The sequence below is a fragment of the Halopseudomonas xiamenensis genome, assembly GCF_014219065.1.
In the GTDB taxonomy this organism is placed as follows: domain Bacteria; phylum Pseudomonadota; class Gammaproteobacteria; order Pseudomonadales; family Pseudomonadaceae; genus Halopseudomonas; species Halopseudomonas xiamenensis.
Genome location: NZ_JACLGO010000002.1, coordinates 44,782 through 60,053, shown reverse-complemented (window position 1 = coordinate 60,053; position 15,272 = coordinate 44,782). Strand labels below are relative to the sequence as shown.

Here is a 15,272-nt window from a genome sequence, read left to right as displayed (position 1 = left end):
CGGGGAAGTTCCCCGGCCGCTGAAAATTCTTTCGCGCCGCTCAATGAGCTTCGTCCCAGTTGTCGCCGACGCCGGTTTCGACCAGCAACGGCACATCCAGCTCAGCCGCGGCACTCATGCGCTCGCACAGGCCGGCACTGACCTGATCGAGCAGATCCTCGCGGACCTCCAGTACCAGTTCGTCGTGCACCTGCATGACCACCCGAGCATCCAACCCAGAGCTCTGCAACCACCGATCAACCTCGATCATGGCGCGCTTGATGATATCAGCCGCGGTGCCCTGCATCGGCGCGTTGATCGCGGTGCGCTCGGCGCCCTTGCGCATAGCCTGGTTCTTCGAGTGGATCTCCGGCAGGTACAGGCGCCGGCCGAACAGGGTTTCGACGAAGCCCTTTTCCGCTGCCTGGGCACGGGTGTCCTCCATGTAGCGCAACACCCCCGGGTAGCGGGTGAAGTAACGGTCGATATAGTCCTGGGACTGCTTGCGGTCGACGCCGATCTGCTTGGCCAGGCCGAAGGCGCTCATGCCGTAGATCAGCCCGAAGTTGATCGCCTTGGCGCTGCGCCGCTGGTCGTTGCTGACCTCGTCCAGGGCCACGCCGAACACCTCGGCCGCGGTGGCCCGGTGTACGTCCAGGCCCTTGCGGAAGGCCTCCAGCAACCCCTCATCCTGCGCCAGGTGGGCCATGATGCGCAGTTCGATCTGCGAATAGTCTGCGGCCATGATCTTGTAGCCGGGCGGCGCGATGAAGGCTTGGCGGATACGCCGGCCCTCGGCGCTGCGGATCGGGATGTTCTGCAGGTTCGGGTCGGAGGAGGACAGCCGGCCAGTGGCAGTCACCGCCTGGTGATAACTGGTGTGGATGCGCCCGGTACGCGGGTTGATCTGTTCCGGCAGGCGGTCGGTATAGGTGCTCTTGAGCTTGCTCACCGTGCGGTACTGCATGATCACCTGGGGCAGCTCATAGCCCTGGTCGGCCAGTTCGGCAAGCACCGATTCCGCTGTGGACGGCTGACCCTTGGCGGTCTTGGCAATCACCGGCAATCCCTGCTTTTCATAGAGAATGGCGCACAGCTGCTTCGGCGAGCCGAGGTTGAATTCCTCGCCGGCCAGCTCGAAGGCCTGGCGCTCCAGGGCGGTCATCTTGTCGCCCAGCTCGCGGCTCTGGATACCCAGCAACTTGGCATCGACCAGTGCGCCGCTGCGCTCAATACGCGCCAGCACCGGCACCAGCGGCATCTCGATCTGTTCCAGTACCTTGGCCAAGGACGTAATGCCCTGCAGTTTCTGCCACAGGGTCTGGTGCAGGCGCAGGGTCAGGTCGGCGTCTTCGGCAGCGTAGGGACCGGCCTGTTCCAGGGCGATCTGGTCGAAGGTCAGCTGTTTCGCGCCCTTGCCGGCGATATCTTCGAAGCGCACGGTCCCGGTGCCCAGGTATTTCAGCGCCAGGCTGTCCATATCGTGGCGGGTGGCGGTGGAGTCCAGCACATAGGATTCGAGCATGGTATCAAAGGCCACGCCCTGCACCTGGATGCCGTAGTGCGCCAGCACGTTCATGTCGTACTTGGCGTGCTGGGCGATCTTGGGTTTGTGCGGATCTTCCAGTAGCGGCTTGAGCGCCGCCAGCACCTGGTCGCGGTCGAGCTGTTCGGGCACGCCCATGTAGCTGTGCGCCAGCGGTACATAGGCCGCCTGGTGCGGCTCGACGGCGAAGGATACGCCGACCAGCTCGGCCTGTTGCGCGTAGATACTGGTGGTCTCGGTATCGAAGGCGAACAGCGGGGCGTCGCGCAGGCGCTGCAGCCAGTGGTCCAGGCGGGCCTGGTCGAGGATGGTTTCGTACTGGGCTTCGACGCTGACTGCCTGCCCCGGTGCTTCCACTGCATCCCCGGCGGCCTTGGCTTCGCGTAGCAACTCGTCCAGCCAGGCCTTGAATTCGAGGGTACGGTACAGTTCGATCAGGGCGTCGCGGTCGGCTGTCGTCGGCATCAGCGCATCGACCTTCACCTCCAGCTCGACATCCACCTTGATGGTCGCCAGTTCGTGGGACAGATAGGCCATGTCCTTGTGTTCCAGCAACTTCTCCGGGAGCTTCTTGGCACCGCGAATCGGCAGCTCCGGGATCTTGTCCAGGTTGGCATAGATCACGTCCATGCCGCCGCCCAGGCCGGTCAGCAGGCCCAGTGCGGTCTTCTCACCGACGCCGGGCACGCCGGGGATGTTGTCCACCTTGTCGCCCATCAGTGCCAGGAAGTCGATGATCAGCTCCGGGCCGATGCCGAACTTCTCGCGCACCCCGTCTTCGTCCATCACCGTGCCGGTCATGGTGTTGACCAGGGTAATGTGCCCATCGACCAGTTGTGCCATGTCCTTGTCACCGGTGGAGATCACCACCGGGCAGCCGGCGGCGGCACTGTGCCGGGCCAGGGTGCCGATCACGTCATCGGCCTCGACGCCATCGACGCACAATAGCGGCAATCCCAACGCCTTCACGCAGGCGTGCAGTGGCTCGATCTGGGCGCGCAGGTCATCGGGCATGGGCGGACGGTGCGACTTGTAGTCCTCGAACAGCGCATCGCGGAAGGTCGGCCCCTTGGCGTCGAAGACCACCGCGAACGGGCTATCCGGGTACTGTTTGCGCAGGCTCTTGAGCATGTTGAGTACGCCCTTGACCGCGCCGGTGGGGGCGCCGGTGGAGGTGGTCAGCGGCGGCAGCGCGTGGAAGGCCCGGTACAGATAGGAAGAGCCATCAACGAGGATCAGCGGGGCGATAGAGTCAGTCATGCGTCAGGTCAGCGTTTCCAGGAATAAAAGAGGCTAGAATGAGGTTATCGTCATTCCACTAAAGGACAAGGTTAACATGACACGCATGATAGGCCGCGGGTTGGCTGCACTGATATTGGTTGCCAGTTTCACTGTGCTGGCGCAGGAAGAGCCGCTGACCGGCGAGCCGGAAGTGACCATCCGCCAGGAGGGTGATCGGACCGTCGAGGAATATCGCCTCAATGGCTTCCTGTACGCCATCAAGATCACCCCGAAGCACGGCGCGCCCTACTTCCTGGTGGCGGTGGACGATGATGGCAACTTCGCCCGCTCCGACCAACCCAATGGGCTGCGCATTCCGTCATGGAAGATCTTCGAGTGGTAGGAGACTGACATGTCGGTGTTCACCCCGGTCGACCGGGCACAGCTGGAGGCCTTTCTCGAGGGCTTCGAGCTGGGACGGCTGGTCGACTACAGTGGCATCGCCGGCGGCACCGAGAACAGCAATTTCTTCGTCGCCACCGAGCGGGGCGAGTACGTGCTGACGCTGATCGAGCGGGGCCCGGTCGCCGAGTTGCCGTTTCTCATCGAGCTGCTCGACCGGTTGCAGCAGGCCGGCCTGCCGGTGCCCTATGCCATCCGTGATCGCAATGGCCAGGCGCTGCAGCAGCTCAACCAGCGCCCTGCTCTGCTGCAGCCGCGGCTGCCGGGTCGGCATGTCGAGCAGGCCGACAGCAGTCATTGCCAGGCGCTCGGGCAGGTGCTGGCGCGGTTGCACCTGGCTACCGCGGACAGTGGACTGCAGCGGCGCAGTGACCGTGGACTGGAATGGATGAGCAGCGAGGCGCAAAGGCTGCTGGCGCGCAGCGAACCGGGCAGCCGGCAATTGTTGCAGTCCATGCTGCCGGTGCTGGAGCGTCTGCGCCGGCAGCGGCCGGCCTTGCCCGAAGCGCTGCTGCATGGCGACCTGTTCCGTGACAACGTACTGTTCGATGGTCATCACCTCTCCGGCCTGATCGATTTCTACAATGCCTTCAGTGGTTGGGCGCTGTACGACGTGGCCATCTGCGTCAACGACTGGTGCCTGGCTGATGGCGGTGGGCTCGACGCCCGGCGTGCCGAGGCGCTGTTGGCCGGTTATGCCAGCCAGCGCCGCTTCACACCGCTGGAAGCGGAGCACTGGCCTGACCTGCTGCGCCTGGCCGCCCTGCGCTTCTGGCTGTCACGCCAGTTGGCTGTCGAACGGCATGCCGAACACGACGGTGTACTGATCAAGGACCCGGCGCACTTCCAGCGGCTGCTGGAGTGGCACCGGGATGTGAGCCTGGGTTTGCCACTGGCGCTGTAGTACGCCCTTCAGGCTGCAGCCTCGACCCGGTTGCGACCGTTCTGCTTGGCTCGGTACAGCGCCTGGTCGGCCAGCTCCATGGCCTCCGGTGGGCTGAGGCGGGTCCTGGGCTGCAGGGTGCAGACCCCGATGCTGATGGTCATGTTCAGCGGGGCGTGGCCCTGCCCGTCGGTACCGAGCTGCTCCACGCTGCGGCGCAGGGTTTCGGCCAGTTCCCGTGCTCCGGCGGCAGTGGTGTTGGGCAGTATCACCAGAAACTCTTCACCGCCCAGGCGACCGGCATGATCCTGGGTGCGCAGGCGCGTGCGCAGGGTGGCGGCCAGCTGTTGCAGTGAGTGGTCGCCGACCAGGTGGCCGTGGTTGTCGTTGATGCGCTTGAAATGGTCGATGTCCAGCATCAACAGGCTCAACGGCTGGCCACCGCGGCTGAGCGCCGCCAGCAGTCGGGTCAGTACCTCCATCGAGTAGCGGCGGTTGGGCAGGCCGGTCAGCTCGTCATGCATCGCCAGGGTACGGTTCTGCGCATCGGTACGCTCCTTGGTCATCAGTACCAGGCCCATGCTGGCAAGCAGCATGCCCATGCAGGAAACCAGGTAGGTCAGCGTCTGGATGGGGGTGGTGCTGGTGATCTGCAGCATCGGTGCCATGCCCAGCGCGGTCCCTACGGCGCGGAAGGACATGGTGGCGATGCCCAGCAGCGCCGCCGCCATGACGAAATACTGCCCGCGGCCGACGGTCTGCCGGCGGTAGCGGAGCATGATCGCCAGCAGCAGGGCGGTCTGATAGGTACTGAGAATGGCCACCACTACCACGCGCCCCGACTGGGAATCGGGCAGCAGCATCAGCGTCGGAGCCACCACCAGCACCGGCCACCACAGCCACAGGCGCTGCATGCGCTGCTGCTGGAACTGCAGCATGGCCTCGCAGAACAGCGTGAACACCGAGACCAGCAGCAGATTGGCCACGACCACGGTGAGCAGATCGGGCGCCACCCCACGCAGGCTGTAGAGAATGAAGGTGATGCCGTGCAGGGTCAGTGCCAGTGTCCAGTAACCGAGGCCTTCGGGCTGGTCACGCCGCCACAGCGCCGCAGTGCAGCTGGCCATGGTCAGGCTGACGACGATCACCATCAGGAACATGGTGGGTATGTGGATTTGCATGATGGATCAGGATACCTCGGGCCGCCCTGCTCGATAATGGCTAAAGTATGGCATCAGCCAGGGCAAACATCATGCGTTTATCGGTCGGAATTTTACCGCTGTGGCAAACGACGAAGGCCGGTGGTGCCGGCCTTCGAGCGGGTGAGCAGCTGTTTGCTCAATAACGCGCCAGCCAGTGGGCATAGGGCGCCGGCAGGGTCCAGGAGGCCTGGTCTACCTTCAGCTCGCGAGCGGCCTGATAGGCCCAGTGCGGGTTGGCCAGGTGTGCCTTGCCGACCATCACCAGATCAAGCTGGCCATCCCGTACGGCCTTTTCTGCGATATGCGGCTCGCCGAAGCCCCAGGCGGACGATACCGGAATGTCCGCTTCGCGGCGTACCCGCTCGGCAATCGGACCCATGAAGGCAGGTGCCCAGGGAATCTGCGCCTCGGGGGTATTGAAACCGATGCTGACGCTGATCATGTCCAGGCCGGCATCCTTCAGGCGCCGGGTCAGGTCGATGGAGTCGCTCAGGGTCTGCTCGTCATTGCCGTCGAACTCCAGTACGCCGAAGCGGATGGTCAGCGGCAGGTGCGCTGGCCACACCTCGCGTACTGCGGCGAAGGTCTCGCGGATGAAGCGGCTGCGGTTCTCATAGTTGCCACCATAGGCGTCGGTGCGCTGGTTGGAATGCTCGGAGAAGAAGCTCTGCGCCAGGTAGCCGTGGGCGAAGTGCAGCTCCAGCCACTCGAAGCCGACCTCATGGGCGCGCCTGGCGGCGGCGACGAAATCATCGCGTACCCGGGCGATATCCTCCAGGGTCATTTCCCGGGGCTCCCTGGGCAGGTTGTTGCCGAAGGCGATGGCCGAGGGCGCAATGGTCTGCCAGTAGCGCGGATCGTCCTCGGCGATATGGTCGTCGCCATCCCAGGGGCGGTTGGCGTTGGCCTTGCGCCCGGCATGGGCGATCTGGATGCCAGGCACCGCACCGTGTTGCTTGATCGCGCGCACCGTGGGAATGAAGGCCTGGGCCAGGTCGTCATTCCAGATGCCGGCGCAATCCGGGCTGATGCGGCCCTCCGGTGCCACAGCGGTTGCCTCGACGATGACCAGGCCGGCGCCACCCCGGGCCATGCCGCCATAGTTGAGCTGATGCCAGTCGTTCACCCGGCCATCGACGGCCGAGTACTGACACATGGGCGGTACGGCAATCCGGTTGCGGAGGGTGATGTCCTTGAGGGTGAAGGGTTGGAACAGGGCAGACATGGGTGATTTTCCTGTGAAGGTGTATTTCAGTTGTTCGATAATATTCGAACAATGGATCAAAGGTAAACCCCTGTGTAGAATCCAGACCCATGAGACCCTTCAAACACCCCCACCCTGACGATTTCGTATTGGAGCGCGTGCTGTATGCGCTCAGCGATCCGGTACGCCTGGAGATCGTCCGGCATCTGGCGCAGGTGGCCGAGGCCAGCTGCGGCGAACTGGATGGCGGGCGGCCCAAGTCGAGCATGTCGCACCATTTCCGTGTGCTGCGCGACTCGGGGTTGGTGTGTACCTACGGCGTGGGCACCACGCACATGAACTCGCTGCGCCGCGCGGATCTGGAAAGTCGCTTCCCGGGGCTGCTGCAGGCGATCCTGGACAACACCGACGCCTGAGCCGGCCTGTCGCGTCAGTCCAGCGGGCGGCGCATCAGGTCTTGAAGCGGGTGATCAGTTCATTGAGTTCCACTGCCAGGCGCGACAGTTCGCGGCTGGCGGCACTGGTCTGCTCGGCGCCGGCGGCCGACTGGGTCGACAGGTCGCGGATGTTCACCAGGTTGCGGTCCACTTCCTGGGCCACCTGCGCCTGCTCCTCGGCGGCGCTGGCGATCACCAGGTTGCGCTCATTGATCTGGCCGACCGCGCTGGACACCAGGGCGAAGGCCTCGCCGGCCATCTGTGATTGCTGCTGGGTGCTGTTGGCCATGGTGTCGCTGATCTGCATGGCGGCCACGGTGCGTTCGGTGCCCTGCTGGATATTGCTGATCATCTCCTCGATTTCCTTGGTCGACTGCTGGGTGCGGTGCGCCAGGGCGCGGACCTCGTCGGCGACCACCGCGAAGCCTCGACCGTGATCGCCGGCGCGGGCGGCCTCGATGGCTGCGTTCAATGCCAGCAGGTTGGTCTGCTCGGCGACCGCACGGATCACATCCAGCACGCCGCTGATATGCTGGGCCTGCGAGGCCAGCGCCTGGACTTCATCGGCGGTGGAGTGGATGGTGTTGGACAACTGCTCCATGCTGAGCAGGGTCTGGCTGATCTGCTCGCGCCCCTGGTTGGCGCTGGCAGTGGTGCTCTGCGATTGCTCCGAGGTGTGCACCGCATTGCTGGCAACCTCCTCCACGGCGGCGCTCATTTCGTTCACCGCGGTGGCGGCCTGCTGGATTTCATCGTTCTGCCGCTGCAGGCTGCGGGTCGCATCCTCGGTCACCGCGTTCAACTCTTCGGCGGCGGAGGCCAGTTGGGACGAGGAGTTGGCGATGCCCTGGATGGTGTCGCTCAGCTGAGCCTGCATGCTTGCCAGGGCGCGCAGCAGACGGGCCGCTTCATCCCGACCGTCCGCGGCTATGGGGTGGGTCAGATCGCCAGTGGCGATCACCTCGCTGGCCCGCACCGCCTGGCGGATCGGCACTATGATGCTGCGGGTCAGCAGCCAGGCCAGCAGCAGGGTCAGGGCAATGGCGACGACGATGGCGATGACTATCTGGCGGATGGCGGAGCGGTAGCTGTGCGCCGCTCGTTCGGCGGCGGCATCGGCGCCGGCGACGATCAGTTCCTCGAGCCGGATCAGCTGGGCCGTGGCGGCGTCGGCGATCGGGTTGAGCTGCCCATCGAGCATCTGCAGCGCAGTCTCGCGGTTGCCGACATCCAGCTCGCTGGCCAACTCGCCAGCAGCGGACATGTAGCGTTGACGCTGCGCCCGGAACTCCTCGAAGGCGCGCTGCATGGCCGGATCGATGACGATCGCCGCATAGGCGCTTTCCGTTTCGCCGAGGCTCTGTGCCAGCGTGGACATGCGTTGGCGTTGCAGCTGGATATCCTGGGTGCTGTCGCTCAGTACCGAGCGCAGGGTGAAGATCCGGTAGCGCATGAAGTCCTGATTGATGCTCGCCAGTTCGCGCAGGCTCGGCACCCACAGCGTCTCGATTTCCTGGGTCTGCTCATGGATGTTGTCGGTTTCCCGGAAGGACATGACGCCCAGCAGCAGGACCACGATGGCCATGGCCAGAAATCCGCCAGCCAGCCGGGTGGCGATAGAAATATTACGCAGATTCATCATGTCCATCTTCACCTGTTCAATGGAAACTTCACCGGAAAGCGATCCCTTGTCTGGATGGCTTATGGCCATAGGATCCAAGCATAGCCGTTGTTAAGGGTGGCTGCCGGTCTATATCGGCCTTTCCGGGAGAGCTGAGTGGCCGAGGAAAGTGCGGCAGGCCGCACTTCTTCACTCTCTACACCGCATTCTCGGTGCAGGCTGAGAACCCATGGTTTCGGCAAGATGACGGTTTATGTGAACACGGTGGTGAGCGGGGAGGTCAGAGTTGTTCCAGGCATTCGGCCAGCGTTGTGCCCAGGGTCTCCAGCAACTGCTCGTAACCATCTGGTCCTGGTGTGACGGCGACGCCCAGCGGGTCGAGTTCGGCGCTGTGCACCGGCAGCCCGGCACTGAGTGTGGCGATACGGTCGGCGGGAAACTGCGGTTCGCGGAATACGCAGCTGGGGCCAGCGGCGGTCAGTTGCTGACGCAGGGCCTGGGTGTGCCGGGCGCCGGGCTGGACTTCCGTCGACAGGGTGAAGACGCCGCGCGGGTGGATGCCAACGCTGTCTTCCAGGTAGCCATAGGCGTCGTGAAACACGAAATAGGGCTTGTCGGCCAGCGGCTGCAGGCGCTGCTGCAGGCGGGAGTGCAACTGGTCGAGACGCTGGCCGAACTGACTGGCATTGTGTTGCAGGCGCTCGCCGTGCTGGGGATACAATTGCGTCAGGTCCTCGGCCATCCAGCGGGCGATGCGCTGGGCGTTGGCGGGCGACAGCCAGAGGTGCGCATCGAGGGTGCCGGGGGCATGGTCATGGTCGTGGTGATCATGGGCATCATGCTGGTGGTCATGGTCATGGTCATGGTCATGGTCATGGTCGTGGTCGCCGAAGTAGCGCAGGGTCAGGCCGGGAATCTGGTCCAGGCGCCGGGCAGTGGGCTGGTCGTCGAGCAGCCGCTGCAGGAAGCGCTCCAGTTCCGGTCCCACCCAGTACAGCCGATCGGCGGCGGCAATCTGGCGCCGGTCGGAGGGCCGCAGGGCGTAGTTATGCGGTGAGGCGACCGGTGGCAGCAGCACCTCGGGCTCGGCGACACCATCCAGTACCGCCGCGGCGATCAGTTGCAGCGGCTTGATCGTGGTCAGTACGCTGGGCTGGGCCGCGGCGACGGAAAAGGGCAGGCCAAGCCCGCAGGCCAGGACAAGCAGGAAACGCAGGAACATCGATAATACCTCGGGGCAGGGAATTGTTATATGATAACAGCCATCGACAAAACCGCTATAGGGTCAGCATGAATACATCCGTTTCGCTGGAAGATCCCCATTGCCCGCACGACCACAGCCAATGCGTCAGCGATGCGCTGGCTGCTGCCGAACAGGTCTGCGAGCGTGCCGGGGCGCGGCTTACCGCCCTGCGCAAGCGCGTACTGGAGCTGGTCTGGCAGAGCCACCGGCCGCTGGGTGCCTATGATCTGCTGGATACCCTGGCGCGCGAGGATGACCGCCGTCCGGCGCCGCCGACCGTGTACCGCGCGCTGGATTTTCTCCAGGAGCATGGGCTGGTGCATCGCATCGCCTCGCTGAATGCCTTCATCGGTTGTGCCAGCCCGGAGCATACCCACCAGGGGCACTTCCTGATCTGCCGTAACTGCCGGGTGGCGATCGAACTGGAGCAGACGCTGATCCACCCGGCGATCGCCGAGGTCGCGCAGCGCATGGGCTTTGCGGTGGAGTCGGAAACCGTGGAGATTGCCGGCCTGTGCGCCCACTGCCAGGAGGCGGCATGAGCGACACCCTGCTCAGCCTGAGCCAGGTCGGCCTGCGCCGGCATGGCAACGCCATCCTCGAGGACATCACGCTGCAGGTGCGGCGCGGCGAAATCGTCACGCTGATCGGCCCCAACGGCGCTGGCAAGACCAGTCTGGTGCGCATCGTGCTCGGTCTGCTCAAGGCCGACAGCGGCGAGGTCCAGCGCCAGCCGCGGCTGCGCATCGGCTACATGCCGCAGAAGCTGCAGGTCGATGCCACGCTGCCGCTGACCGTGCTGCGTTTCCTGCTGCTGGCGCCGGGGGTCAAGCGCGCCGCCGCGCTGCAGGCGCTGGGCGAGGTGGGTGCCGAGCATCTGGCGCAGCGGCCGCTGCAACAGGTTTCCGGCGGCGAGTTGCAGCGCATTCTGCTGGCCCGGGCGCTGCTGCGCCAGCCGGACCTGCTGGTGCTGGACGAGCCGGTACAGGGGGTGGATGTCAATGGCCAGATCGAGCTGTACCAACTGATCACCCGCCTGCGCGACCGCTACGGCTGCGGGGTGCTGATGGTCTCGCATGACCTGCACCTGGTGATGGCCACCACCAATACCGTGGTCTGTCTCAACCGTCACGTGTGCTGCTCCGGTCGGCCGGAGCAGGTCAGCGCCGATCCGGCGTTCGTCGCCCTGTTCGGCGAGCAGGCCAGCGCCCTGGCGGTCTACAACCACCATCACGACCACAGCCACGACATGCACGGCGAAATCGTCGAGGCTGCCCATCACCACCCGGACGGATCTTCCTGCAACCATGCCTGACTTTCTTCTTTACGCATTGCTGGCGGGGCTCGGCCTGGCGCTGGTGGCGGGGCCGCTGGGTTCCTTCGTGGTGTGGCGACGCATGGCCTATTTCGGCGACACCCTGGCGCATTCGGCGCTGCTCGGGGTGGCGCTGGGCATGCTGTTGCAGATCAATTTGACGCTGGCGGTGACCGCCGGCTGCGTGCTGCTGGCGGTGTTGCTGGTGGCCATGCAGAACCGCAAATGGCTGGCCAGCGATACCCTGCTGGGTATCCTTGCGCACAGCACACTGTCGTTGGGGCTGGTAGTGCTGGCGTTGACCGAGAGCGTGCGGGTGGACCTGCTGGCCTACCTGTTCGGCGACCTGCTGGCAATCACCTCCGCCGACCTGGGCTGGATGCTCGGCGGGCTGGTGATCGTCATGCTGCTGCTGGCCTGGCTCTGGCGGCCGCTGCTGTCGGTGACCGTGCACGAGGAGCTGGCGCGGGTGGAAGGGCTGCCGGTGAGCGGCATCCGCCTGGGACTGATGCTACTGATCGCGATTGTCATTGCGGTGGCGATGAAGGTGGTCGGCGTGCTGCTGATCACCTCACTGCTGATCATCCCCCCGGCCGCGGCCCAGCGCCACGCCCGTACCCCGGAGCAGATGGCCTTCGGCGCCAGTTGCCTGGGCTGCCTGGCGGTGCTCGGTGGGCTGGCGCTGTCGTGGAACCTGGATACGCCGGCCGGGCCGTCGATCGTGGTCAGTGCGGCCGCGCTGTTCATGCTGTCGCTGCTGGCGCCAAGGCGCCAGTGACGGGAGCGGTGCGTGGGAGCGCCGCCTCGGCGCGATGAGCTGGCTTGCTATCGCGCCGGGCCGCGCTCCCACAGCTGGAGTTGAGGCTCAGATCTGCGCCTGCAGGTAGTTTTCCAGGCCGACCATCTTGATCAGGCCGAGCTGCTTCTCCAGCCAGTAGGCGTGGTCTTCTTCGGTATCCTTGAGTTGAGCGACCAGAATGTCGCGACTTGGGTAGTCGCCATGCTGTTCGCACAGGGCGATACCCTTGGCCAGTGCGGCGCGCACTTCGTATTCCAGTTTCAGGTCGGCCGCCAGCATATCGGGCACGGTATAGCCGGGCTGGATCGGTGAGGGGCGCATGTCCGGCTTGCCTTCGAGGAACAGGATGCGGCGCAGCAGGGCATCGGCGTGCTGCGTCTCTTCTTCCATCTCGTGGTTGATGCGCTCGTACAGCTTGCTGTAGCCCAGGTCCTCGTACAGACGCGAGTGCAGGAAGTACTGATCGCGAGCGCCGAGCTCGCCGCGCAGCAGCTCGTTCAGGTAATTGACGATGTCCGGATGCCCTTGCATGACGCCACCTCGATGAGTAAGGTTCGGTTGAATCCGGCAATTGTGCCGGAAAGCCGCTGCAATGGCCAGTTAACCTTTTGTAAAATCCCAGTAATTACAATGGGTTATGCGTATTCAAGTGCTAGCATTAAGCATAACCACACCCATTCTCAATCACTTATTGCCGGGCCATGATACGCGGCAGCAACTGACTCAACTCGGCGGGCCGCAGCGGTGGGCGGATGAAGCCGACGTAACGGCTCTGGGGGTCGACGATCACTATCTGGCCGCTGTGGTCGACCAGATAGTTCGCCTCACTGGTATCCGGCTCGATATAGGCGATGGACAGCGCCTGGGCCAGCTTGGCCAGTTGCGCCGGGTCGCCGGTGGCGCCGGCGAAGCCGGCATCGAAGAACTGCAGGTAACTGCTCATCTGCTCGGGGGTGTCGCGGTTCGGATCGACGCTGACCATGGTCACCTGCAGCTGTTCGCGGTCTTTCTCGGGCAGGGCATGGGTGAGCTGGCGCAGCTCGGCCATGGTGGTGGGGCAGATATCCGGGCAGAAGGTATAGCCGAAGAACAGCAGGTTCCATTGTCCCTGCAGGTCCGTCTTGCCCCAGTCCTGGCCCTCGGCCGAGGTCAGTTGGATATCGGGGATCTGCCGTGGCGCATCGAACAGGAACACCCCGGCCTGGGCCAGCTGTGCCTGATTCAGCGGCGCCGGGCGGATGATCTTGTTCACCGTGACGCCGATCACCAGGGCCACCGCCGCCACCGTCACCAGAACGGTTTTCTGTACTCCCGTCAAAGCCATCCGGCTGCTCCCGCATAATGATCGACCAGCAGGGCGACGAACAGCCACAGCAGGTACCACAGTGAAAACTTGAAGGTCTTGATCGCCGCATGCTTGCGGCTGTCGCGGTACAGCGCCCAGGCCCAGTCGATGAAGCGCAGGCCCAGCCCCACGGCGGCGACCAGATACAGCGTGCCGCTCATGTGGATCACATAGGGCAGCAGGCTGACCGCGAACAGGATAAAGGTATACAGCAGAATATGCAGCTTGGTGTATTGCTCGCCGTGGGTGACCGGCAGCATGGGAATGGCCACCTTGGCATATTCGGCCTTGCGATGGATCGCCAGTGCCCAGAAGTGCGGAGGGGTCCAGGCGAAGATGATCAGCACCAGCAGCAGCGCCTCGGCATCCACCCGGCCGGTGACCGCAGTCCAGCCGAGCAGCGGTGGTGCGGCACCGGCCAGCCCGCCGATAACGATGTTCTGTGGCGTCGCCCGCTTGAGGAAGGAGGTGTAGATCACCGCGTAACCGAGCAGCGAGCCGAGGGTCAGCCAGGCGGTCAGGGCGTTGATCCATTGCAGCAGGATGGTCATGCCGGCCACCCCGAGAACCAGGGCGAAGAGCAGGGCATGCAGCGGATTGACCCGGCCCTGGGCCAGCGGTCGGCGCTGGGTACGGGCCATGTGCACATCGATGCGACGGTCCACCACGTGGTTGATCGCGGCCGCCGAGCCGGCACACAGGGCGATGCCCAGGTTACCCAGCAGCAACACCTGCCAGGCCACTGCGCCCGGCGTCGATAGCAGCATGCCGATGGCCGAAGTGATGATCATCAGCGCCACTACCTTGGGCTTGGTCAGCTCCAGGTAGTCACGCCAGCCGGCGACAGCCCGTGCGGTTCTGGTCATGGTCGTCATGCGTTTCCCCCGCGCCTTGGGCGCTTATTGTTATTGCTTTGACCCAGTATGTGTCATGACTCGGCGACTGGCCAGTCGCCGAGTCGGTTACCTTCGCTACCGATCTCAGGCCGGTGTCCAGTGTCCGACACCACCGGTGCCCTTTCTGTTCACCCGGATGGGCGCCGGGCGCAACTGGTAGTTCACCAGCACCATGCTCAGCAGCAACAGGGCGCCTACGGCGTTGTGTGCCACTGCCACCGCCAGCGGCAGGTGCGCCAGTACATTGGTGATGCCCAGGCCGACCTGGGTCAGCAGCACCAGCGTCAGCCACGCGGCGGTGCCGGTCAGGCCGGCGCGGTACAGGCGCCAGGCCAGCAGCAGGGTGACCAGGATGGTCACCAGCGCGCCTATCCGGTGGGTGAAGTGGATCGCCGTGCGGCCCTCGCCGTAGAGCATGCCGCCCAGGTAATTGGGACCGATTTCCTGGAAGATGTTGAAGCCGGCGGCAAAGTCCATGTCCGGCCACCATTCGCCATGGCAGGTCGGCAGATCGACGCAGGCCACCGCCGCATAGTTGCTGCTGACCCAGCCGCCGAGGGCGATCTGCACTATGACCACCGCCAGTACCGCGCGTGCCAGCGGGCGCAGGGCGCTCAGGCCGACATCCGCCGGTAGGCGCCCGGACAGTCGCAAGCCCAGCAGAAACAGCAGGCTGAGGGTGGCGAAGCCGCCGAGCAGGTGCGCGGTCACCACCTGCGGCCACAGCTTGAGAGTGACTGTCCACATGCCGAACAGCGCCTGGCAGATGACCAGGGCCAGCAGTCCCAGCGGCAGCTTCAGCGGATAGCCGTCACGACCGCGCTGCTTCAGCGCGAACAGCGCCAGCCCGAGGATAGCCAGGCCCAGCAGCCCGGCGGCATAGCGGTGGATCATTTCCGCCCAGGCCTTGAAGGCCTCGACTGGATCGTCGGGGAAACGCAGCTGCGCCAGTTCGATGGCGGCATCGCTGCGCGGCACGCTGAGAAAACCATAGCAGCCGGGCCAATCCGGGCAGCCCAGCCCGGCGTGTACCAACCGGGTATAGGCACCCAGCACTACCACGACAAAGCCCAGCAGCAGGGCACCAACGGCAAACAGGAAACCGGGTTTACGCATGGT

15 protein-coding genes are annotated in these 15,272 nt (G+C 64.7%); 6 read left to right on the top strand and 9 right to left on the bottom strand.

Annotated elements, in window-relative coordinates:
- Positions 1-40: 40 nt before the first annotated feature.
- The gene (gene polA, locus H6X51_RS01630) at positions 41-2,785 is read right to left on the bottom strand and encodes a DNA polymerase I (protein ID WP_185265781.1); all 2,745 of its coding nucleotides are present in this window, start codon (positions 2,783-2,785) and stop codon (positions 41-43) included.
- A 76-nt stretch (positions 2,786-2,861) separates the two neighbouring features.
- Between polA and H6X51_RS01625 the strand changes: the two genes are divergently transcribed.
- The gene (locus H6X51_RS01625; protein WP_185265780.1) at positions 2,862-3,149 is read left to right on the top strand and encodes a DUF2782 domain-containing protein; all 288 of its coding nucleotides are present in this window, start codon (positions 2,862-2,864) and stop codon (positions 3,147-3,149) included.
- Positions 3,150-3,158: 9 nt separating this feature from the next.
- Positions 3,159-4,112 carry a homoserine kinase gene (locus H6X51_RS01620; RefSeq protein ID WP_185265779.1) on the top strand — a complete coding sequence of 318 codons (954 nt, stop codon included), beginning with the start codon at positions 3,159-3,161 and terminating at the stop codon, positions 4,110-4,112.
- 8 nt (positions 4,113-4,120) lie between these two features.
- Here H6X51_RS01620 and H6X51_RS01615 read toward each other — a convergent pair whose 3' ends face one another.
- Together H6X51_RS01615 and H6X51_RS01610 are read right to left on the bottom strand one after the other, a co-directional pair.
- Entirely contained in the window at positions 4,121-5,272 is a 1,152-nt protein-coding gene (locus H6X51_RS01615) for a GGDEF domain-containing protein (protein WP_185265778.1), read from the bottom strand.
- A 157-nt stretch (positions 5,273-5,429) separates the two neighbouring features.
- On the bottom strand, positions 5,430-6,518 hold the full coding sequence (locus H6X51_RS01610) for an NADH:flavin oxidoreductase/NADH oxidase (RefSeq protein WP_185265777.1): 1,089 nt from the start codon (positions 6,516-6,518) through the stop codon (positions 5,430-5,432).
- 89 nt (positions 6,519-6,607) lie between these two features.
- Here H6X51_RS01610 and H6X51_RS01605 point away from each other — a divergent pair, with 89 nt between their 5' ends.
- A complete protein-coding gene (locus H6X51_RS01605) occupies positions 6,608-6,913 on the top strand; it encodes an ArsR/SmtB family transcription factor (protein WP_185265776.1) in 306 nt (101 codons plus the stop codon).
- A gap of 34 nt (positions 6,914-6,947) precedes the next feature.
- Here the strand turns inward: H6X51_RS01605 and H6X51_RS01600 are convergent, their stop codons facing one another.
- Together H6X51_RS01600 and znuA are read right to left on the bottom strand one after the other, a co-directional pair.
- Positions 6,948-8,573: a methyl-accepting chemotaxis protein gene (locus H6X51_RS01600; RefSeq protein ID WP_185265939.1), complete on the bottom strand. Its 1,626-nt coding sequence runs from the start codon at positions 8,571-8,573 to the stop codon at positions 6,948-6,950.
- A 262-nt stretch (positions 8,574-8,835) separates the two neighbouring features.
- Positions 8,836-9,777, bottom strand: coding sequence for a zinc ABC transporter substrate-binding protein ZnuA (gene znuA, locus H6X51_RS01595; RefSeq protein WP_185265775.1), 942 nt, complete (start codon positions 9,775-9,777; stop codon positions 8,836-8,838).
- A gap of 68 nt (positions 9,778-9,845) precedes the next feature.
- Here znuA and H6X51_RS01590 point away from each other — a divergent pair, with 68 nt between their 5' ends.
- The 3 genes from H6X51_RS01590 to znuB are packed head-to-tail and all read left to right on the top strand — an operon-like array spanning position 9,846 to position 11,891.
- Entirely contained in the window at positions 9,846-10,340 is a 495-nt protein-coding gene (locus H6X51_RS01590; protein WP_185265774.1) for a Fur family transcriptional regulator, read from the top strand.
- On the top strand, positions 10,337-11,113 hold the full coding sequence (znuC, locus tag H6X51_RS01585; protein WP_185265773.1) for a zinc ABC transporter ATP-binding protein ZnuC: 777 nt from the start codon (positions 10,337-10,339) through the stop codon (positions 11,111-11,113). Before H6X51_RS01590 ends, znuC begins: the two co-directional genes overlap by 4 nt.
- Positions 11,106-11,891, top strand: a complete 786-nt coding sequence (gene znuB / locus H6X51_RS01580) for a zinc ABC transporter permease subunit ZnuB (RefSeq protein ID WP_185265772.1) — start codon at positions 11,106-11,108, stop codon at positions 11,889-11,891. The genes znuC and znuB overlap by 8 nt, the downstream gene beginning before the upstream one ends.
- Before the next feature lie 87 nt (positions 11,892-11,978).
- Here znuB and bfr read toward each other — a convergent pair whose 3' ends face one another.
- The 4 genes from bfr to H6X51_RS01560 all read right to left on the bottom strand — a co-directional run bounded on the left by bfr (position 11,979) and on the right by H6X51_RS01560 (position 15,269).
- Positions 11,979-12,443, bottom strand: a complete 465-nt coding sequence (gene bfr, locus H6X51_RS01575) for a bacterioferritin (RefSeq protein WP_185265771.1) — start codon at positions 12,441-12,443, stop codon at positions 11,979-11,981.
- Positions 12,444-12,600: 157 nt separating this feature from the next.
- Complete coding sequence (locus H6X51_RS01570; RefSeq protein WP_185265938.1) at positions 12,601-13,230, bottom strand: SCO family protein; 630 nt, start codon at positions 13,228-13,230, stop codon at positions 12,601-12,603.
- A complete protein-coding gene (gene cyoE, locus H6X51_RS01565; protein ID WP_185265770.1) occupies positions 13,227-14,132 on the bottom strand; it encodes a heme o synthase in 906 nt (301 codons plus the stop codon). Before cyoE ends, H6X51_RS01570 begins: the two co-directional genes overlap by 4 nt.
- 105 nt (positions 14,133-14,237) lie before the next feature.
- Positions 14,238-15,269: a COX15/CtaA family protein gene (locus H6X51_RS01560; protein ID WP_185265769.1), complete on the bottom strand. Its 1,032-nt coding sequence runs from the start codon at positions 15,267-15,269 to the stop codon at positions 14,238-14,240.
- Positions 15,270-15,272 lie beyond the last annotated feature (3 nt).